This window comes from Litorilinea aerophila, assembly GCF_006569185.2.
GTDB classification, from domain to species: Bacteria; Chloroflexota; Anaerolineae; order Caldilineales; family Caldilineaceae; genus Litorilinea; species Litorilinea aerophila.
In genome coordinates, this window is record NZ_VIGC02000003.1 from 155980 (window position 1) to 176338 (window position 20359).

Genomic DNA, 20359 nt, shown 5'->3' on the forward strand with positions numbered 1-20359 from the left:
TAATAGCTGTCGGTCAACTCGGTCGGCTATAGCTGTGAACACACAGCTATAGCTTATGCTGCCATTTAGCTGGTACCCATTCCTTTCATTGAACAGTCTCTGAAGCGCCAACAGCCTAGGACCACTCCCCTCTCCAAACACGTTGCGACAAATGTCGCGGGTCCAATCCTCACTACAGCCTATGCGCGAGTCAATTGATGTCGTACCATGGATATCGCAGCCACGCCCGCTGCGCAATCGTCGTACGCCATCTCATTTGAACTCAGCAGCAGAAGGTACCCCCATGTTCAACCAAGACAAATTCGGTCTGCTCCGTAAAATCCTGAAGATGCTCGGCCTGAAAGACGAGGCCATCGATGACATCATCGGTCGCATTGCCGAGCTCCTTTTTGCTAATGAGGAGGAAAAGGCGCCAACGGCGCCCCGCTTTCCTTACCGTCTACGGGATGATTTTCTTTCCCCGGCTGAACAGAGCTTCTACCTGGTTCTGTGCCAGGCCGTGGAGACCCGGGCTGCCGTCTGTCCCAAAGTGAACCTGGCCGACCTCTTTTACGTGAGCAGCAAAGACTATGGTGAATTTCGGGCATACACCAACAAGATCGACCGCAAACATGTGGACTTCATCTTGTGTGCGCCGGGTTCCATGCGACCTTTGGTGGGCATTGAGCTAGATGACCGTAGTCACCGTCGGACCGACCGCCAGGAGCGAGACGAATTCGTAGACAACGTCTTTGCCGCTGCAGGTCTGCCGCTGGTGCGTATCCCGGTGCAGCGAGGCTACAGCCTGGCAGAGTTGCGTTCCCTGCTCCAGGCTTATCTCCCCGCGGGCGAAGGCCAAAATGCACCGTCCCAGCCGTCCGATGCGGCGCCGACCGCGGTTGAAGCCCCGGTCTGCCCCAGATGTGGCAGCGCCATGGTTCTCCGTACCAGCCGTTCTGGTCCCAACAAAGGCCAACACTTTTGGGGCTGCTCCAACTATCCCCGCTGTCGCGGGATTGTCAAGGTCCCGGTATAGCCAGTCCTGGTTCATCCTGGCTCTACTGCACAAAGGTCAAATGAGGACGCTGCCCCACGCAGATGAACGTTGATTCCGGGTTACTCTCTCCTGCGTTTCTTTGCACCTTTGCACCTTTGCGCCTTTGCGTTCAAAAATGCCCTTTTGGCAGGAGAGTCATATCCTGCATTGACAACACCCCATCGTCCGGGAGCCCGATTTGCGGCTCTTGTACCTTCACCTCCCCGAAGCAGCCCGGAGTAGCTCCCGGTGTGCCTCCACCTGGGTAAGGTAGCGCCGGCGGTCCTCCTGGTCGGAGATGCGCTCGGCCCGGTCCTGAAGGATGGTCACCGCGCACCGCAGGACCCTTTCCCGCCGGGGATCGCCGGCCGTGCCCAGAGCCTGGTAAGCCGTCCAGTAGATGCGCAGGGGCTCCTCCGGCCCTTCCAGCACCGCGTGGAGGATGTACTCGACCACCGGCTCCATCCACGCCAGGGCGGTTTGCGCGTCTCCACGGGCCATGGCCATGCGCGCCAGCCCCGCGCGCGATTCAAAACCCACATAGGTTAATCCCCTTTGCTCGCGCAGTTGTAGCGCTTGACGGTACGCATTTTCCGCCTCATGGACGCGACCCAACGCCAGCAGGGCATGGCCCTGAAAATCGTAGCCGTAGGCCGCGATAGTCGGCATTTCGATGGCGTTTGCCAGCGCGACTGCTTCCTGTGCGTACGCCAGCGCCTGAAGTTGGTCGCCCAGGTGGTGATGGTGGAGGCTCAAATTGGCCAACAGTACGCAACGGGACTGGGGATTGTTGACCTCGCGGTCCATGGCGAGCGCAGTTTGTGTCGCCTGGAGGGCGCCGGCATAGTCGCCCATCTGGTCGCGAGAGATGCCGATGTTGAGCCAGATGTCCAGCTGGCTGAAGCGATCGACGATCGCTTCAGCCAGTCTCAGCGCCTGCCGGTAATGCGCCTGGGCTTCGGTATATTGCCCGCGCGCGTCATAGTGGATCCCCAGTGCGTACAGCGCGTTCACCTCCATCGGCCTGTTTTGTTGCGTCTGGTGGATCGCCAGGGCCTCTTTCAGCAGGGTAAGCTCCCGGGCATAGTCACCCAACTCGTTGTAATGAATACTCAGATTGCCGAGGATGATGCCTGCCATGGTGAGGTCGCCTGCCTGGCGGGCCAGGGACAGCGCTTCTTCCAGGAGCGCGCGGGTGGCTGTGCTATCGCCGCGGCGCTGATGGATGGTAGCCAGTCCGTTGAGTGCATAGGCGCGGCGCCGGGCATCTTCGAGATGATTGGCGAGGGCCAGCGCCTCCCGTAGCGGGGGAAGGGCATCTGCGGTGCGCCCCAGGCGGAAGAGGCACCACCCCAGCTCGATCAGGGCGTCCGTGCGCACGGCGGGTTCGTCCGCCAGTTCCAGCGCCTCCAGCAGCACAACCTTGGCAGTCTCCCGTTGATTGATGCGCTCCAGCAGTCGACTCCAGGCAATGAGCAGCCGTGCAAGGGCTTGGGCAAGCGTTCCAGGCGCGCCGGGTTGCTGGCTGGATAGGGCGGTGGATAGCGCTTCGCCGCTGCGCTGGGCCGGCCCGTTCGGGTGCCGCGCCTGCCCTTCGCCGTCGACTGCGGCCTGGTGGCTGCGCCATGAGGAAGTGGCCTCGAAGTGGAGCTTGCGCAACCGGTGCACCGCTTCACTCAGCAGGCGTTCGCCTTCATTGTACAGCCCGCGCAAGACATGAAACCGGGCAAAGGCGGATGCCGCGGCTGCAAGTAGCTCCCAGCGTTGATCCCCGATTGCATCGCGCCAGGCTGCCCGTAGATCTTCCAGCTCGAACGCAAGCGTCTGCTGGACGGCGGCGGCCTCTCGGCCGTCCAGCGCCTCTTCTGCCTTTGCCAGATTGTGCAGAAAGAAGGTCGTGTACCGTTCGCGAGTGGGCGCCCGAGCTGGAGAAGCAGCCAGTTGTTCGGCTGCGAAGCGATGAACGCGGTCATGCAATTGATGGCGGCCCTGAATGCCTGGCTGCACCAGCGACCGTTCTGACAATCCCCAGAGGAGATGGGCGGCCTCGTCCGGCTTGTCGAGACCGAGCACGGCGGTAGCCGCCTCTACGGTGAATGGCGCGCGGAAGATGGCAATGGTGGCCAGCGTCTTCTGGAGAGTCGCATCAAGCAGTCGCCATGCGGTTTGAAAGAGGGCGCGCAGCCCGCGATGGCGGGGAGGGAGATCCAGCATGGCCTGTGCATCTGGCTCGGAGGCTCGCTCCAACAGGCGCCCCAGATCCGCCGCCGACCAGGAACCGGCTTGCAGGCGCTCCAGGTGAGGCAGACAGGCCACCGCCAGCTCGATGCCCAGGGGCAGTCCGCCCACCGCCTGGCAGATTTGGAGCACCGCGGGCCGATGGGTTGCCTCCAGCGCGCCAACGAGGCCGCGGCGGCGCGCCAGGATGTCGAAGAGGGCCAGGCCATCCGGCACGGCAACCTGGGCGTCGGTATACGCCGAGACGTCCAATCCTTCCAGCCGCAGCACGTGCTCCTGTCGCATGTTCAACGGCCGATGGGACGTCACCAGCAGCACGCATGCCGGTGCATTTTCCAGGATGGAAAGGAGAAAGGGCGTTGCTGCTTCATGTTGTTCAAAGCTGTCCAGCACGAGTAGGATGTTGCGCTTTCGCAGAAAGGCAAGCACCTTTTCTTGAAAGTTTTCTTTTTCATTCAGAGGGATGGCGCAGGCCAGCGCAATGTGTTGCGCTACCTGGGCTGCAGCCGATGAAGGCTGTAGCGGCTGCGCGTCCGGTTGTTCTTCGGGGTTCAGCCCCACATAGAAGGCGCCGTCGTTGAAGCACAATGCGGTGCGCCGCGCGGCGCGCAGCGCCAGCCGGGTCTTGCCGACCCCACCCTCCCCCACCACGGAGATCAGCCGCGTGGTGGAGGAAACCAGCAGCTCAAGCAGGGTTGCAAGCTCTTGTTGACGGCCCACCAGAGGGAGATCGTCGAGCCAATGGGCGCCGGTCGGCCACAGCTGCATGGGGGAGCGGGGGGCGTGATCTGGGCTCAGCCTCTCCGGGTGATGGAGGAGAGTTTCGTACAGCTCCATTGTCTCCGCCTGTGGTGGCGCCGCCAATTCCCGCTGCAGGATTTCCCGGCAGGTGTGGAATTGTTGTAGTGCAGCGCTCCGTTGCCCTTGCTGCGCGAGGGCGAATATGAGATGGCGGTGGCTTTCCTCCCGCCAGGGTTCCAGTTGGAGCGCACGCCGGGCCTGGTGCTGTGCTTCTGCCCATTCGTTGCGCCGGAGATGGTAGGCGGTCAGGGCATCCAGCGCCTGGACGACCATGCGGTGATAGCGTTCCCGCTGGACCGAGGCCCACTCTTGAAAGAGGTCGCTCTCCTGGGTGAAGCCGGCCAGGAACTCGCCCTGGTAGAGCTGGACGATGCGTTGCCACTTTTCCAGGCAGAAGGGACACCCGACCAGATGTCGGTGGGCGTGGGTCTCCACATGCGCAGCCAGGGCCGTGACCTCCAGGGCATCCACCCAGACCTGGTCGGTGGGGAGGAAGGTTACCGTCTGACGGTCGGCCTGCAGCGCGTCACTCAGGGGGCCGAGACCCCGGCGCGTGCGGCTGAGCGCGGTGCGCAGGTTGCGCAGCGCGTCGGACTGGGGCTGGTCGGGCCAGAAGAGGGCTGCCAGCGGTTCGCGCCGCAACGTTTCACCCTGGTGCAGGACCAGGTAGGCACAGAGCGCACGGGCGCTGTCGGCCTCAAACTGGTCGGCTGGTTCCCTATCCACGACAAACTGAAATCCGCCCAACAGATAGAATTGCCACATGATCAACCTACGGAAATGTCAGAAAAGGCGGTGTCTGTAACGTTTTGGTAGCGCATGTTCGCTACCATGTTTGGCGTTGATGGCGCAGTGGGTTACGGAAGTGTAAGGAGTCGGGTTTTGGAATCCAGTGTTCGTACATCTATTTTCATGATTTCCATCAGGAGGTATTGTGTATTCGTCCCTTTTTCCAAAAACCAGTCGATCCCGGCGGTCCACCGATCGTCTCCACTGGGGAAAAGGTCGCCAGATTTCCGCCGGCCCATATCCGTCAGAGCATATCGGAGCCCCCAGGGGGCAACCCACCGCTACCTGGACGCAGGTCAACGCGCGCTGGGCGAGTCAATTCCTGATCTTCGTTTGGGTGATGGGCCTGTTTTTGTGGACAGCCCAGACAACCTACGGGGCAGCGCCGTCCGACGCCCTCCTGGCCCCCCAGGGTTTGGGTGCCCCTGAAATGACCCTTTCGCCTGCCTCCAAGTGTAGCGGTGGCAATTTCGCCCTGTTTGAAAGTCCTGCGAACTACCTGTTGGTAGGCCTCGAAGACATGACCCCCGTGGCCCCAACCAACGGCGGCGCCTGCGGCCTGCAGGGGCAACTGCGCATCAAATTGCCGGGCAACGACATCCGGGTCAACGTGCGCGGCGACGTGGACGCCTGGGATCAGTTTATCAGCACGTCGGTGGATCCCATCGTTCTGAACGTGGCCGGTCTCACTTTCCGTTCCACTGCCGCCCGGGTCTATCCCGACAAGGTGGAGCTGGGCAACGCGACGCTGACCGCGCCCCAGGAACTGGGCGGCGGCACGGTGCCTGTTCAAATTCCCCCTAAAATCGACCGGAACGGCCTGCGCCTTTCCGACGAGCTGGTGTCGGCGGGGGTGCGCAATGCCTTCAACCTGCCCGCCTTCAAGGTGCCCAGCGGCCTGAGCCTGCTGGGCCTCTACGGCGACCTGGTCTCCGAGGCCAACGGCTACAAGTTCACGGTCGAAGGGAAGCTCTGGCTGCCCTACATGAAGCTGGAGGGCGCGCCCTCGAACCAGATCACGGGCAAAGACTTGTCCGGCTCCGTTGCCATTTCGGCCAAGTTTTCCATCTTCGTCAACGCCGCCGGCGCCACGGTGATCCAGATTATGCCCGCCGACAACGGCGAGCGGGTCCCCATCCCGGTCAGCCACATCCTGGGGAACGAGACGCCCCAGGCGCCGGACGGCTGCTTCTTCGGCCCGGCCTGCCTCAGCGAAGTGGGGCTGAGCCTCTACTACAAACCTGGCATCAACCTGGACCAGGGCTACGCCGGCGGCACCATCTGGCTGACGGGCGTGCGGGGCAGCATCACGGTGACGACCCACGACACCGCCATCAACATCGGCGTCACCATCGAGACCAGCACCCTCTCCCTGCCCGTGCTCGGCTCGGCCATCCGCGTCGACGGCGACGCGCGCATGCAATTTGCGCCGGAGCTGGGCCTGGGGCTGCGCGCCGCGCTCAAGTTTTTCATCCTGGAGGCGGCCAACGCGGAAGTCAGCTATTCCGCCTCCCAGGGCTTCCGGGCCTACATCGGCGGCATCGGCGGCATCGCCGGTGTGCCGATCCGCTTCGAGGGGGAGGTGCGGGTCTGGGGCTCCGGCCAGACCTACTACGCCTACAGCAGCGGCCCGGTCTACGTCACCGGCTCCGGCCGCGCCGGCTGGTACATCAAGCAGGGCGAGATCTACCAGTCCTGTAGCTGGCTGCCCTGCGGCGTACGCATGTGCACCGGCTGGATCTGGTTCTTCGGCTGGCGGCAGGTCTCCTACCCCTGCGGCGTCAACTATTGCTATAGCTGCCTGAACATCCCGCCCAACGAGCTCTGGCTGGGCGGCGGGCAAGCCGACATCGGGCGCTTTAAGGGTGATCTGTGGGGCATCAAGGGCGCAGTCCACTTCCTGGCCTATTCCACCGGCGTCTTCCTGGACCTGACCAACGGTCGGGTCACCCTGGGCAACGTCAACGGCTATGTGCTGGACGCGCCCAGCGTCCAGCAGGCCATGGCCGTCCAGGCCGCCGGCACAGGCGATGCCGTGGTTTCGGCAGCCGGGGTGCAGGTGACCGCCAGCCAGGTGGACGCCAACACCCTGCTCCTCAAGACGCCCGTGGGCGTCGTCAATCGCTCGCCGGCCGAGCTTTCGGTCCTGCGTGACGCCGCCATCGCGCAGGGCGGCGTGCAGGCTGCGGCGGCCCTGGATGCCATCACCACCACCCAGGTGATCACCCAGACGGACACCATCTTCAGCATCAGCATGACCGAGCCGCTGACGCCCAGCCTCTTCACGCCCAACGGGACGGAGATCACCCTGGACAACTACAGCGCCGCGCCGGAAGGGCTGACCATCCAATACAGCGAGCGCTACACCTACACCGAAGCTGCCAGCGGGACGGACACCCGGGTGCGCTTCGCCTCGGCACTGCTCACGCCGGTCACGGTCACCCTCAAGGTGGATGGCGTCAGCATGGGGGCGAACCTGGTCTATGCCTCGCCCTACGTGGCCATCGTCCCCGGCATGCACACGGTGACGATTGAGCCGACCGATCCGCCTGGTCTGCCGTCGGTCTCCGCCTCGGTGAACGCCATCACCGGCACTGATTCGACCGTGTTGCTCCATTATAACAATGCCAACCAGTTGACCGCCACCGTCTTTAGTGACAGCCGCGTTCCACCCAGCAGCCATGGCAAAGGGTTGGTACGCTTCATCAATGTGTTGGGCAACCGCAACGATCCGCTGAGTCTCTACGTCAACGGCCAGCTGATTGGCCAGGCTGCGCCCGGCCAGGCCAGCGCCTACGTGGAGCTGCCCGCGGGCGCCTACAATACCGAGGTGCGGGATGACAACAACACGGTGGTGCTCACAGGAACCCTGACGCTGGTGCAGGGGGACCATCGGGCCCTGGTGGCCAACAGCCAGGTGGTCCAGGATGAGAGCCACAACGACGTGGCCATCGCCGGCCTCAACGAGCTGGCGGAAGTGGTGAATTCGGCGGTCACCTTCAAGGAGTTCTTCATCGACCAGGCGCCGGTGGGCGAGTGGAAGGTCCAGCTGCTGGGCGACACCTCGATTCCGACCTGGCGGGTGGCCGTCCTCAGCGCCGCCAACCCGCCGGTGATCAGCAACTTCGTGGCCCAACCCCGGGCCGGCGATCCCCACACGGTGGATGCGTCCCTGCGCTTGAAATCGGACTACGCGCCCACGAAGCTCACCTTCTTCGTGGCCCGGCCACCCATCACCGTGACGGCCACCATGACCAACGCGGACAACACCCTCACCACCGAGATCATCCCCACCTTCCAGGGGGAGGAGATCGGCTCCGTGGAGATCACCGATCTGGATGAGCTGAGCGGCGCCACGCCCGTTGAGGTGGAGCTGGATCTCTCCTTCCTGGAGTCGGGCGAATATTACCTGTGGGTGCAGGTGGAGGATGGTGTCAGCCCCTCGGTCAACCAATACGCCACCTCGCCAGTGCTGGCCACGGCCGCCGGCAGCCGGGAGGTGCGCATCGCCGCCGCCGCCTTCGACCCGCAGGTGCAGTACGCCGACGCCGCGCCCATCCCCATCGACCACCGGGACACCTTCCCGGAGCACTTCGCCACGGCGGTCATCACGCCGGAGCTGCAGGTGGAAATCTACATGTGGCAAACCCAGCCCGACGTCTGCGACCCGCCGGAAAGCGATCCAGATTGTCAGCAACTGGACGACGGCGAGTGGGGCAAGTGGGTGCTGGCGGACTTCTATCCCCTCTACTTCGAGTGGACGCCCAGCCATCACCCGGACACCGACGGCTATGTGATTGAGATTGTGCCCATCAGCTCGCCCACCATCACGGCGACGCAGCTGATCACTGTGGGCGACTCCATCTACGAGATGTACGATGACAACAACAACTTTATCGGCGTGGTTGGCTTCTCCGGCTGGCGGGAGGTGGCGCCGGACAGCACCTATCGCCTGCGGGTGGGCGCCATCGACTACGACACGGATCGCATCGCCTGGTCCCCGAGCCAGGAAATCACCGTCCCGCTGGGGTGGGTGGAACTATTCCATCTGGACAACGACGGCGACGGCGACGGCGACGACACGGTGCAGGTGCCCCTGGGCGGGGAAGCCCTGCACACCATCCTCCTTTCCATGACACCCGAGGTCTTCTACGAGGTGATGGTGGAAGTGGACCTGTGGAATCTGCCGCCTGAGGTGGATGTGGCCTTCGTCGATGCAGAGGCGCAGAGCCTGGACAGCGGCTACGTCTCCCCCCGTGGGCGTCTGGCGCCGGCCAGCCTGCCGGCCGGTCCCCGGGGGACCGTGGTGAGCGCCGCGCGGGTGGCGCCCGACGGCTCGCCCACGGTGCAGGCGGCCAGCCGGCTCAACAACTTCAACGAACCATTGACGTTGCACATCACCGCCGCAGCGGATGCTCCTCCGGGCCTCTACACCATCCCCATTCGAGCCATCAACGGCCCGTCGGTGGTGGAGCTGCCCCTTCGGATCATCGTGGGGCAGACGAACATCTACCTGCCGGTGATTACCCGCTAGCTTTTCACAGCCTGCGGCAGCGTCTCTGGACAACCGGAAGTTGTCCAGAGACGCTGCCTTTCCGCCACTCACGAATCCCATCAATGCTCTCTACAAGTACCCGCTGCCCCAATTTTCTAAATCGATTTAGATTTTGCTTGACAACTCCCTCGATTTGGTCTATTCTGCTGATATAGCCCATATCGATTGACAGAATTGCCAGAAAAGATCTGCTCCGTTTCTCCTCAACCGGGATCCAGGAATCATGCCGGTCACGCTGAAGGACATCGCCGAACGCGTGGGCAAATCGGTGCCGACTGTGTCCCGCGCGCTGGGCAATCATGCCGACATCAGCCCGGAAACGCGCGCCGAGGTGCAGCGAGTGGCGCGTGAACTGGGTTACGAGCCGAGCGCCCTTGCCCGGAATCTGCGCCGACGTCGCGCAGGTGCCATTTCCTTGATCTTGCCTGCCTATGCCCGGGTGCGTTTCTCCGATCCCTTCTTTGCGGAATTCCTCAACGGCGTTGCGGAAGCAGTTGCCGAACAACACGTGGACCTGCTGCTGACTGCCAACACCGATGAGGACGTGGAAGCAGCTTACCTCAAGCAGATTCGAAGTCGCCGTACCGATGGGTTCATTGTGGTCCGTACTCAACGCCACGACAGCCGCATCAACCTGCTGCGTGAACAGGGCGTTCCGTTCGTCGCCTATGGCCGGACAGAAGAGAACAATGACTTCTGTTTCGTGGATGAAGATTGTGTGGCGGGGATCGCCCAGGTGGTCGATCATCTGGCTGCGTTGGGCCACCGGCGCATCGGGTACATCTCCGAGCCCCTCTTTCTGACCAAGGCCTATCATCGCATGATGGGGTTTCGGCTGGGGCTGGAACGCAACGGCCTGCCCTTTGATCCAACCCTGCTGGTGGAGACCAACTTTCGACAACGTTCCGGCCGCCAGGGCGCCGCCTACTTGCTGGACTTGCCACAGCGACCGACCGCCATCGTGGCCGCCAACGATCTCCTGGCATTGGGTGCAGTCCATGAGGCCCAGTCCCGCGGGCTGGTGGTGGGCCAGGATGTGAGCATTACCGGCTTTGATGACATTGCACTGACCGGGTATGTCTACCCCGCGCTGACCACGGTTCATCTGCCGGCGCAGGAGCTTGGCCGCAGGGTGGCGGGGATGTTGCTTAAGCTGATCAACCAGGAACCCCTGAAAGAGCGCCAATTTATCTATCAGCCCACATTGATCGTCCGGGGTTCGAGTGGTCCGGCGCCTGTGTGAATCTGGACAGGTGCGGCGGACCTCCGGACTGCGGACGGAACGATAGGGGAGGAGATATTTGCTCGGGTTGATTTGTTTCAAAAAAGGAGAGCCACCGATGTCCATCAAAGTGCGAATCCTGAGCTTGCTGGTCATTGCGGCGATGCTCGTTGTCGCCTGTGCGCCTGCGGCGCCCGCGCCGGCGCCGGCTGCCCCGGCGACCGAAGCGCCGGCCGAAGCGGCGACCGAGGCACCCACTGAAGAAGCGGCAGAGGCGCCCACCGAGGAGGCGGCCCCAGCCCCAGGAGAAGTTGTCTTCTTTTCCACCCAATTCTCGCCAGTCGAAGAACAGGAGAAGTTCCGCGCCATTTTGCGGGAGGGCGGCTTTGATTTCACCGCCTCTGAAGAAGGGCCGTTGATCGACGTGGTGTTGGCCGGCGCCCAGTCCGGCGTTTCAGAGATCGACGTGATCGGCGCGCTGCACGGCACCTTCCCGCCCCTCCAACGGGCCGACGCGTTGATGAACATGATCGACATCGCCGAAGATCTGATGGCCGATCGGGAATTCACCCAGGCCTTTTTGGAGACTGCCCTGCTCGGCACGGAGGATTTCCTCTACTACATCCCCTGGATGCAGGCCACCTACATCATGGCCGCCCATGTGGATGCCCTGGAGTATCTCCCGGAGGGCGCCGATGTCAACGCGCTGACCTGGGAGCAGTTTGGGGAATGGTGTCGAGCCCTGGCCGAAGGCACCGGCAGCCCCAAATGTGGCCTGCCCCACGCCGGCCTCTTCCACCGCTTCCTGCAGGGGTACGCCTGGCCCTCCTGGACCGGCGGCATGGTGACGACGTTCAAGAATGACGATGCGGCGGCCATGCTGGCATGGATGCGGGACTCCCTCTGGCCGTATGTCAACCCCCAGTCGATCAACTACGAGTTCATGCAGGAGCCGCTGCTCGCCGGTGAGGTGTGGGTGGCTTTCGACCACACCGCCCGCCTGCTGGATGCCTTCAACAGCGATCCGGAGTCGTTCATCGCGTTCCCGGCGCCCTCTGGACCCTATGGCCTGGGCTTCATGCCGGTGATCGTGGGGCTGGGCATTCCGGCCCATGCCCGGAACCCGGAAGGCGCGGCCGCGCTCATCGAGTATCTCACCCGCCCCGAAGTGCAGGGCAAGGTATTGCGGGAGCTGGGCTTCTTCCCCGTGGTGGCAGGCGTGGACACCTCGGACTTGCCACCGGGCATCGCCATCGAGGCGGAGGCAGTCGCGGCCCAGAGCAATGCACCGAATGCGCTGCCGGCGTTGCTGCCGGTTGGCCTGGGCGCCCGTGGGGGCGAGATCAACCAGATCTTCCGCAACGCCTTTGACCGGGTCGTCCTCAACGGCGAGGACATCCGCACCGTGCTGGATGAGGAAGGGGCCAACCTGCAGGCGTTGATGGACGAGACCGGCGCGCCGTGCTGGGCGCCTGATCCGCCCAGCGACGGGCCCTGCCAGGTGCAATAGGTGTGGCACGTGGTTCGTGGTGCGTGGCACCGAACGGAACACGCACCACGAACCACCACACACGCAGCCGAGAAATCACCATGAAAAAGCGCCCCAATCTGACGCCCTACTGGCTGATTCTACCTTCTGTCATTTATCTGGCGCTCTTTTTCGCCTGGCCCATGGTGCAGGCGCTGCGGCTTGCCGTGTGGGACAGCGACGCTCGCCTGCAGCTACGGGCAGAGGCCAGCCTTGACAGCGGGGTGACCGACTGGCTGCCGCGCGGCGCGCCAGTGGAAATCCTGGAACGGCAGGGGAACGTGGTCTCGCCGGAGGAGTTGGGCCAGGCCAACCTGCGTACCGAGGTGTGGTTTTATGTGCGGGCGGAAGGCGCCAACGGACAGGAAGTCGAGGGGTGGGTCCCCGAGACGCGGGTACGGGTGCGGGAAACCGACGCGGATGGCACGCCCATTCGGGGCACCATCCGCCCCCGCATTGGCGGCAGCGACCCGCTGACTGCCGTTTACGCCGAGCCCAGTTCGGTCGGGGAGGTGGTTGCCCGCATCGAGTCCAACACCGCCGTTGCCATTGAAAGGCAGACGATCCTGGAACTCTGGTATCGGGTGCGCGGCGAGCGGGACGGCGCCACGGTGGAGGGATGGGCGCCCTCGCGGTATGTGCAGGTCTTCGGCGATGATGTCCGGGGCCGCATTGACCGCGGCGATGCCGGCGAGCTGACCCTGCGCTACCTGCGCTCCATGGTCAACGACCGTTTCTTCTGGCCGGCTTTCTGGACCACACTGTTGTTGATGGCCATCATCATTCCGGTGCAGTTTATCCTGGCCATCATCATGGCGTTGATCATCCAGCAGCAACTGCGGGGCAACACCTTTTTCCTGTACGTTTTCGCCATCGCGTTGGGCGTTTCGGAGCTGGCGGTGGGCATTGTCTGGTACGCCATCTTCACCCAGAACGGCTACCTGAACAGCATCCTGGTGAGCCTGGGCTGGCTGTCTGCGCCCATCCCCTATCTCACCGCCAATACGCGCCACTGGATCATCATCGCCATCTGGCTGGCGGAGATCTGGCGAGCCACGGCCATTGTCATGGTGATCGTGGTGGCGGGGTTACAGGCCATCTCCCAGGAGATTCTGGAGGCCGCCGATCTCTTTGGCGCCAACCTGTGGAACCGCCTTCGCTATGTGATCCTGCCCATGTTGAAGCCCAGCCTGCAGGTGGCGCTGATCCTGCGCACGATTCTGGCGCTGCAGGTCTTCGCAGTGGTGATTGCCCTGAGCGGCGGCGATGTGGTGACGGTGCTGGCCAATGAAGCCTATCGACAGTACTACACCCTGCGCAACGTCAATGTGGCTGCTGCCTACGCCGCCCTGATCCTGTTGTTGTCCATGTTCAGCGCCGTCGTCTACCTGCGCATGGTACGCAGCCAGGAGGAGGTGCAAGGATGAGTGCGACGGGAAAGCTGGCCGCAACGTCGGTACAAGCTTCAGAGGAAATGTTGCGCGTGCGCCAGCGGGCGTTGATGCGCCAACGCATCAATCGGGGCCTGGTCTACCTGCTGGCGATCCTGATCTGCCTTTGGGTGCTGGCGCCGATTTGGTTCATCGCCTCGATGGCGCTGACGACCCCGGAAACGGTGCGCACCTTCCCCAAAGGCGTGCTGCCGTTCATCCCGTTTTCGTTCGACACCATGGAGTTTTTCCTCACTTCCCAGGGGATCATTCCGGGGTTGATCAACAGCATCGTGGTGGCGCTCATCACCCTGGTGCTCTCGACGGTCATCGCAGCGCCGGCCGGCTACGCCATTTCCCGCTACATCTTTCCTGGCCGCGACTTCTATCGCCTCTCGATCCTGGCTGTGCGCGCCTTCCCGGTGGTGATCCTGGCGATTCCGCTGGCGGTGGTCTTCATCAACGTCGGCATCTACGACAGCGTCTACAGCCTGGCGCTAATGCACACCGCGCTGACGCTGCCCACGACGGTGCTGGTGATCGGCAGCGTCTTCGCCAGCATCCCCTACGAGCTGGAGGAGGCAGCGCAGGTCTACGGCTGCACGCCCCTGCAGGCTTTCCGCACAGTCGTGCTGCCGCTGGTGGCGCCGGGGATCGCGGCCTCGGCCATCTTCACCTTTGTGATGTCGTGGAACGAGGTCTTCGCCGCCAGCATCCTGACCGTGCGCAACCGCACCCTGCCCGCCCAGGTGCTGGCGACGCTCAACCAGTCATCGGAGCCGTATCAGTTTGCCGGCGGCTTCTTCATGATGATTCCGGCGTTGATTTTCATCTTCTTCATCCGCCGCTATCTCTTCAACATGTGGGGGCAGATCTCGAAGTAGATGCTTCGAAATAGCTGACTGGGGAACCAAAATATGGCTGCCATCAGAATCGAAAATGTCACCAAAAAGTTCGGTGATTTTGTCGCCGTCGACAACGTCACGTTGACCGTGGAGGATCAGGAGTTCATGGTCTTGCTGGGGCCAAGCGGCTGCGGCAAGACGACGCTTTTGCGCGCCGTGGCGGGCCTGGGGATGGCCGACAGCGGCCGCATCTGTATCGGCGACCGCGACGTGACATACCTGCCGCCCCGCAAGCGGGGCATCTCCATGGTCTTCCAGAGTTATGCCATCTTCCCCCACATGAACGTCTACGACAACATTGCCTTCGGCCTGAAGATGAACAAGGTGGACAAGGCCGAGATCGACCGGCGCGTGCGTCAGGCGGCCGAGTTGCTCCACATCGAGACCATGCTCGACCGCTACCCCTCCAAGATGAGCGGCGGCCAACGCCAGCGGGTGGCCGTGGCCCGGGCCATCGCCATGAAGTCCCAGGTGCTGCTGATGGACGAGCCCCTCAGCAACCTGGACGCGCTGCTGCGGCTGGAGATGCGCGCCGAGCTGAAGCGGCTGCTCTCGGAGATCAAGGCCACCACCATCTATGTGACCCACGATCAAATCGAGGCACTGAGCATGGGCGACCGCATCGCGGTGATGCGCGATGGCAAGATCCTCCAATGTGACCATCCCACGGTGGTCTACGACCGGCCGGCGACAGACTTTGTGGGCGGCTTCATCGGCAACCCGCCCATGAACTTCCTCGACGCCCAGGTGCAGCGCCGCAACGGCGATGTCGAAGTGGCCATCGGCGATTTCAAGCTGAAACCCCATCCACTGATGCAGCCGTTGTTGCGCGCATACGATGGCAAGCCCATCGTGGTGGGCATCCGCGCCGAGAACATGGAGACCCTGGCTACCCCCGCCGAGGACGCGCTCAAAGTGCGGGTGCTGGTGGTGGAGCCCCTCGGCTCCCAGAATCTGCTCACCGTCAAGATCGGCGCCAATACGGTCAAGGTAGCCACCCACCCCTCTTTTGAAGTCGCACCCGACCAGGATGTCTGGCTCCGCTTCCCGGCAGAGAAGATCCGCTGGGTGGATCGGGACAGCGGGAAAGTGCTCTACCCGGAGGGTGGCTAAACCTTCCTCCAGCATAGCCAGCATAGATCGCTGCCGGGCTTTTCCAATCCATTCCTGACTCTACTGCAGTCAAATAGGACGCTGACCCACGCAGATGAACGCTGACTAAGGCCATTCTCTCCTGGGCCCTCTGCGCCTCAGCGGTGATAAAACCCTGAGCCGCCAGCCCTCACAGAGCCGGGCGCAGCCGATACAACGCCGGGCCGTGGGCGAAGTAGAGGGTCCCGTCCGGGGTGAAGGTCGCGGCCCGCACCGGGCCTGGCAGTTGGCTCACCTGCCGCTGGGCGCCCGACGCCACATCCAGGGACCAGAGCCCCTCTTCGTCGAAGATCAGGAGCCGTTGCCCGTCGGGCGTGGCCAACAGGTGATGGCAGGCCGCAGCCCGGGGATAGACGGCCTCCCAGGCCCACCGGGCCGGGTCGAAACCCCACAGCTCCCGGTCCACGGCCACCCAGACCCGGCCGCCCGCCGCGGCCACCTCCCGGGGGCGGCGCCCCGCGGGAAAGGTGTGCTGCCAGACGATCTCCCCCTGAGGATCCCACACCACGAAGTGAAAAGGCTCCGTCTTGGGCGGAAGGCCATTGCCCTCGCCGCCGGTGGTGAAGTAGAGGAAGCGCTCATCCGCCGCCAGGCCCACCACCGCCTGGCCCGGCACCGGGTCCACCCAGGCGGTCACCGCCAGGGTCGCGGTATCCACCCGGGTAAGGCCGCCGCCGTAGACGCCGTAGCGGGCCATCCAGCCTGTCCAGAAATGTCCGTCCGGGCCGATGACGCTCCGGGCCTCGGGCCGGATGAGGAGCGGCTCTGGTCCGGCCGGCTCCCGGGGCAGGGTGCGGGGATTCTCGTTGTCCACCTGGTTCCAGGGCCGGCCGGGGTCGTAGACCACATGGTCGCCGCCGGCATAGGCCGACAGGAAGAGCCGCCCGTTCCGCCATGCCATGCCGTAGACTTCGCCCCCCTGGTCACAGACCACCTGGGAGTTCCAGGTCTCTCCGCTGGTGGGGTTGTAGCAAAAGATGGTCTGGCCGAAGCTGGAGGAGCCCCAGAGGCGCCCCTGCTCGTCGGCCACCAGGGTCATGATGCGGGTGGGTGGCCGGGGCGTGGGGATGGGGCGCAGCTGTGGGCGCACTTCCCCGGGCGCCATCACGTAGTACTCCTGGCCCCGCACGGCAAAGATGCGCCCATCCGCCAGGGGGATGCGGTGACGGGTGCCTCCGTAGGGTGGCGGACTTTCCGCCGGCAGCAGGCTGGCGTCCCCGGCCATGGGTGCCAGGTTCTCCAGATGGTAGAAGGCCAGCTCGCCTTCGCTTTCGGTGCAGAGGAAACGGTCGGTGATGGCCCGCACCTGGGCGCCGGGCCGGCCGAACCGTCGTACCTTCCCCGTGGCGATCTCCCAGAGGGCCAGGTGCATCTCCGCCATGCCACAGGTGACCAGGATGTGGCCGGGGATGGCGTAGACCATGCGGCTGTAGAGGTTGTCCGGGTTGTCGGACATCCGCCCCAGGTTTTCCAGACGATGGGCCGCCGGGTCGTAGCGCAGGAGGACGCAGCCGGGGTAGGTGCCGCCGTAGATCAGGCCGTCGGAGCCCTGGCACAGGTTCCAGATGTAGGTCTCGTGCTCGTCCCGCAGGGGCTCGGCCCAGGTGCGGGTGCGCAGGTCCAGGCTGTGGAGGTAGCCAAAGCGGGGGCAGGTGCCCACCAGCAGTCGCTCATTTTGCCAGTTGAGGACGGCCCAGGCGCCCTCGTCACCGGGCAGGGGCAGGGACTCCCCCTGGCCGCTCTCGGGATCCACCAGGATCAGGTTGCCGGTGGCGCCGGCGGCGAAGTTGGAGAGGACCACCTTCTCCCGTCTATCCCGGGGATCCTGGACGGTGGTGCTGCCCAGGATGTTGAAGTTGCGACAGGGTTGGCTGACCCGTTGATAGCTCATGGCTCGATGGGCTCCAGGCGCAGGGTGGCCGGCCCCCGGTCCAGGGGGACAGTCACGATGGCGGCTGCCTCTTCCAGGGGACCTGCGCCGTCGGCCGCGTAGGGGTTGAAGGGATGGACCGGCCAGCGGACGGTTGCGCCAGCCGGTAGCTCCAGCCGCCATGGGCCGTGGGCGATCCAGTCATTCTCCCCGGCTGTGTAGCTCCAGGCCGCGTCCGTGACCGATCTGTTTTCGCCGTTGCCAGTCTGCAGCGGCTGGCCAGGGCGGAGCTTGAAGGCAAGCTGTCCCCAGGCCGGCGCGTCCTCGGGGCCGGAGAGGGTCAGGCGCACTCCCTGCCCGTCTTCGATGGCGACCTGCAGGGCGCAGACATGTTCGCCGTAGGCCAGGACCACGCCGTCTGCCTCCGCACCGGGCTGGAGGGTGGCCCCAGTGGGCAGGTAGAGCCGGTCCGGGCCTTCTCCTACCACGCCTTCCCCTACCACAAAGGTGCTGAATTCGGGCTGATCCTTGGCGTTACCGCCGCCGATGACCAGGCCGGCTGTCTGATGCCAGACGCTCAAAAATTGCTGGCGATCCTGCCCCCAGCGGGTCTCCACCGGCGGGGTCACAATGCCGCTCAGGCAATAGAGCCAGCCGTCCTGGCGGCGGATGATGGCGTGCTCCGGGTCGTGGATGTGGTAGCGCTCCTGATCCTGGGGGATGGGCGCCTCGGGGCCGTCGGCGAAGTGGTGCAGCACCGGCGCCACCAGGGGGCTCAGGCCGAAGTCGCCGCCTGCGATCTTGGGGCCTTGGGCTGTCAGGTTGTAGGTGAGGTGGGGCAGGGGATGGGCGGCCCGCTGGGCTAGCCAGTTTTCCACCAGGAAACGGGCATAGCGGCGCCCCTGGGGAAAGAGGCTGAAGGCGGAGAGACCCCGCACGTTGACCTGGTCGTGGTACTTGACCCGGCCGTCGATGGTCTCCATGAGCCGGCCGTCGGGATAGGTGTAGCGGATGTGGAAATCGGTGGCCCGGGCCAGGGCCGGCAGCACCGTGTCGTCCTGGGAGAAGAAGTAGTAGAGGCCCAGGGCATGGACGTAGACCGTGTTGTAGAGGGTGGTGGGGCCATGGTGCTCCCGCCAGTAGCCCTGGGGCGTCTGGGCTTCCACCACCCGTTGCATCATCCGCCGGCCGGCTTCCTGCCACTCGGGGCGGCCGAAGATCTGGCCAGCCCGATAGCTGGCCATGGCGTTCCAGGTGGGGATGTTGTGGACTCGTCCATTGGCCAGGTTGGCGGTGATGCCGTCGTAGGCCAGGGTGAGGCCCTCGGCCCAGCGCTGCCGGCGGTCCGGATCCAGCTCCTCCTCCAGGAGTGCGTACGTCTCCAGCCAGTGGTACATGGACCAGGGCATGTAGATGGGGCCCCAGGTGGAGCCGTCCACCTTGACAAATTCCACCTGGCCGTCGGGGTACTGGAAGTCCCGCAGGGCGTCGCCGCCCCGCAGCACGTACTCCAGGATGCGCCCGTCCTGGGCGTAGGAGTTGTCCGGGTCCTGGGTCCGGTAGAGGAGGGCCAGGGGGTAGATGATGTCCTGGTTGGTGACGGCCCAGCCGCCTTCGGTGAGGAAGCGGCCGGTGGCCGGGTCGAAGCGGGCCAGGTTCATCTCCACATCCTCCACCAGGGTGCGCAGGATCTGGCGGCGGATCTCCTGGCGCAGTGCGTTCTCAGCCATGGGGCTCCCTTTCTGTGGGCAGGGCGGTTGAAACGGCATCGGAGGCGGCGGGCAATTCCGGCGCGTAGAGCAGGCAGCGGGCCAGATGGCCGTCGCCCGTGTCGTAGACGGGCGGCTCCAACCGGTCACAGAGGCCGGGCATGAAGGCCGTGCAGCGGGGGTGGAACGGGCAGCCGGGCGGGATGTTGTAGGGATCGGGCACCATGCCCTCGATGGTGTCCAGCCGCTTGCGGCGCTGGCGGTCGATCTTGGGGATGGAGCGCAGCAGGGCCTGGGTGTAGGGGTGTTTGGGCTCCCGGAAGATGGAGACCACATCGGCCCGCTCCACCACCTGGCCCAGGTACATGACGATCACCTCGTCGGCCATCTCGGCCACCACGCCCAGGTCGTGGGTGATGAAGAGGATGGCCATGCCCAGCTCCTGCTGGAGCTCCCGCATGAGGGCCAGGATCTGGGTTTCGGTGGTGACGTCCAGCGCGGTGGTGGGTTCATCGGCGATGAGGAGGCTGGGACGACAGACCAACGCCCGGGCGATCATGGCCCGCTGGCGCATGCCGCCGGAAAGCTCCCAGGGGTACTGGTCCACCACGTGCTCGGGGCGGGGCAGGCCGCAGCGCCGCAGCATGTCCACCGCGCTCTCCCGGGCCTGTTCTTTGGTCACGTCCTGGTGCAGGAGGATGGCCTCCATGATCTGGCTGCCGATGGTGTGGACCGGTGAGAAGGAGGTCATGGGTTCCTGGAAGACCATGGAGATCTCGGCCCCGCGGATGGCCCGGATCTCCCTGCCTGTGGGGCTGAGCGCGGCCAGGTCGATGACCTCCACCTGTCCATCGGGCTTCTGACGATGGAGCAGGATCTCTCCGTCCACGATCTTGCCGGGCCGGGGCACGATGTTCAGGATGGCCCGGGCGGTCACGCTCTTGCCGCAGCCACTTTCGCCCACGACGCAGAGGGTCTGGCCCCGTTTGACCGTGAAGCTGACCCCGTCTACGGCCTTGACCGTGCCTTCGTCCAGATAAAAGTAGACCCGCAGGTCGTTGATTTCCAGCAGTGTGTCGTGGTTGGTCATGGAAAGTCCTGAATTCTTTGCTGCCCGGGGGCGCTTGAACGCCTGGAGGGGGCAC

General features: G+C 64.3%; 11 protein-coding genes. 7 read left to right on the forward strand and 4 right to left on the reverse strand.

Features of this window, described 5'->3' with window-relative positions:
- Window positions 1-283: 283 nt before the first annotated feature.
- Window positions 284-1015 carry a DUF2726 domain-containing protein gene (locus tag FKZ61_RS03155; RefSeq protein WP_211358381.1) on the forward strand — a complete coding sequence of 244 codons (732 nt, stop codon included), beginning with the start codon at window positions 284-286 and terminating at the stop codon, window positions 1013-1015.
- 216 nt (window positions 1016-1231) lie between these two features.
- Here FKZ61_RS03155 and FKZ61_RS03160 read toward each other — a convergent pair whose 3' ends face one another.
- Window positions 1232-4819: an AfsR/SARP family transcriptional regulator gene (locus FKZ61_RS03160; protein WP_141608617.1), complete on the reverse strand. Its 3588-nt coding sequence runs from the start codon at window positions 4817-4819 to the stop codon at window positions 1232-1234.
- A gap of 454 nt (window positions 4820-5273) precedes the next feature.
- Here FKZ61_RS03160 and FKZ61_RS03165 point away from each other — a divergent pair, with 454 nt between their 5' ends.
- The 6 genes from FKZ61_RS03165 to FKZ61_RS03190 all read left to right on the forward strand — a co-directional run bounded on the left by FKZ61_RS03165 (window position 5274) and on the right by FKZ61_RS03190 (window position 15596).
- Window positions 5274-9377: a DUF4397 domain-containing protein gene (locus FKZ61_RS03165; protein ID WP_141608618.1), complete on the forward strand. Its 4104-nt coding sequence runs from the start codon at window positions 5274-5276 to the stop codon at window positions 9375-9377.
- Between the two features lie 244 nt (window positions 9378-9621).
- Window positions 9622-10641: a substrate-binding domain-containing protein gene (locus FKZ61_RS03170; RefSeq protein WP_141608619.1), complete on the forward strand. Its 1020-nt coding sequence runs from the start codon at window positions 9622-9624 to the stop codon at window positions 10639-10641.
- A gap of 97 nt (window positions 10642-10738) precedes the next feature.
- Window positions 10739-12130: an ABC transporter substrate-binding protein gene (locus tag FKZ61_RS03175; RefSeq protein WP_141608620.1), complete on the forward strand. Its 1392-nt coding sequence runs from the start codon at window positions 10739-10741 to the stop codon at window positions 12128-12130.
- 80 nt (window positions 12131-12210) lie between these two features.
- A complete protein-coding gene (locus FKZ61_RS03180) occupies window positions 12211-13575 on the forward strand; it encodes an SH3 domain-containing protein (RefSeq protein WP_141608621.1) in 1365 nt (454 codons plus the stop codon).
- 47 nt (window positions 13576-13622) lie between these two features.
- Window positions 13623-14462, forward strand: coding sequence for a carbohydrate ABC transporter permease (locus tag FKZ61_RS03185; RefSeq protein ID WP_141608702.1), 840 nt, complete (start codon window positions 13623-13625; stop codon window positions 14460-14462).
- Between the two features lie 33 nt (window positions 14463-14495).
- On the forward strand, window positions 14496-15596 hold the full coding sequence (locus tag FKZ61_RS03190; protein ID WP_141608622.1) for an ABC transporter ATP-binding protein: 1101 nt from the start codon (window positions 14496-14498) through the stop codon (window positions 15594-15596).
- Between the two features lie 169 nt (window positions 15597-15765).
- Here FKZ61_RS03190 and FKZ61_RS03195 read toward each other — a convergent pair whose 3' ends face one another.
- The 3 genes from FKZ61_RS03195 to FKZ61_RS03205 are packed head-to-tail and all read right to left on the reverse strand — an operon-like array spanning window position 15766 to window position 20304.
- Entirely contained in the window at window positions 15766-17526 is a 1761-nt protein-coding gene (locus FKZ61_RS03195) for an SMP-30/gluconolactonase/LRE family protein (protein WP_141608623.1), read from the reverse strand.
- Window positions 17523-19235 (reverse strand): hypothetical protein, encoded by a 1713-nt coding sequence (locus FKZ61_RS03200; RefSeq protein WP_141608624.1) that lies wholly within the window; start codon window positions 19233-19235, stop codon window positions 17523-17525. The genes FKZ61_RS03195 and FKZ61_RS03200 overlap by 4 nt, the downstream gene beginning before the upstream one ends.
- Window positions 19228-20304, reverse strand: a complete 1077-nt coding sequence (locus tag FKZ61_RS03205) for an ABC transporter ATP-binding protein (RefSeq protein WP_141608625.1) — start codon at window positions 20302-20304, stop codon at window positions 19228-19230. The genes FKZ61_RS03200 and FKZ61_RS03205 overlap by 8 nt, the downstream gene beginning before the upstream one ends.
- Window positions 20305-20359 lie beyond the last annotated feature (55 nt).

Bases quoted from the DNA above. Each gene is read 5' to 3' on its own strand.
- FKZ61_RS03175 (WP_141608620.1), top strand. From the start codon at position 10,739: ATGTCCATCAAAGTGCGAATCCTGAGCTTGCTGGTCATTGCGGCGATG.
- FKZ61_RS03180 (WP_141608621.1), top strand. From the start codon at position 12,211: ATGAAAAAGCGCCCCAATCTGACGCCCTACTGGCTGATTCTACCTTCT.
- FKZ61_RS03190 (WP_141608622.1), top strand. From the start codon at position 14,496: ATGGCTGCCATCAGAATCGAAAATGTCACCAAAAAGTTCGGTGATTTT.
- FKZ61_RS03155 (WP_211358381.1), top strand. From the start codon at position 284: ATGTTCAACCAAGACAAATTCGGTCTGCTCCGTAAAATCCTGAAGATG.
- FKZ61_RS03195 (WP_141608623.1), bottom strand. From the start codon at position 17,526: ATGAGCTATCAACGGGTCAGCCAACCCTGTCGCAACTTCAACATCCTG.
- FKZ61_RS03170 (WP_141608619.1), top strand. From the start codon at position 9,622: ATGCCGGTCACGCTGAAGGACATCGCCGAACGCGTGGGCAAATCGGTG.
- FKZ61_RS03185 (WP_141608702.1), top strand. From the start codon at position 13,623: ATGTTGCGCGTGCGCCAGCGGGCGTTGATGCGCCAACGCATCAATCGG.
- FKZ61_RS03160 (WP_141608617.1), bottom strand. From the start codon at position 4,819: ATGTGGCAATTCTATCTGTTGGGCGGATTTCAGTTTGTCGTGGATAGG.
- FKZ61_RS03165 (WP_141608618.1), top strand. From the start codon at position 5,274: ATGACCCTTTCGCCTGCCTCCAAGTGTAGCGGTGGCAATTTCGCCCTG.
- FKZ61_RS03200 (WP_141608624.1), bottom strand. From the start codon at position 19,235: ATGGCTGAGAACGCACTGCGCCAGGAGATCCGCCGCCAGATCCTGCGC.
- FKZ61_RS03205 (WP_141608625.1), bottom strand. From the start codon at position 20,304: ATGACCAACCACGACACACTGCTGGAAATCAACGACCTGCGGGTCTAC.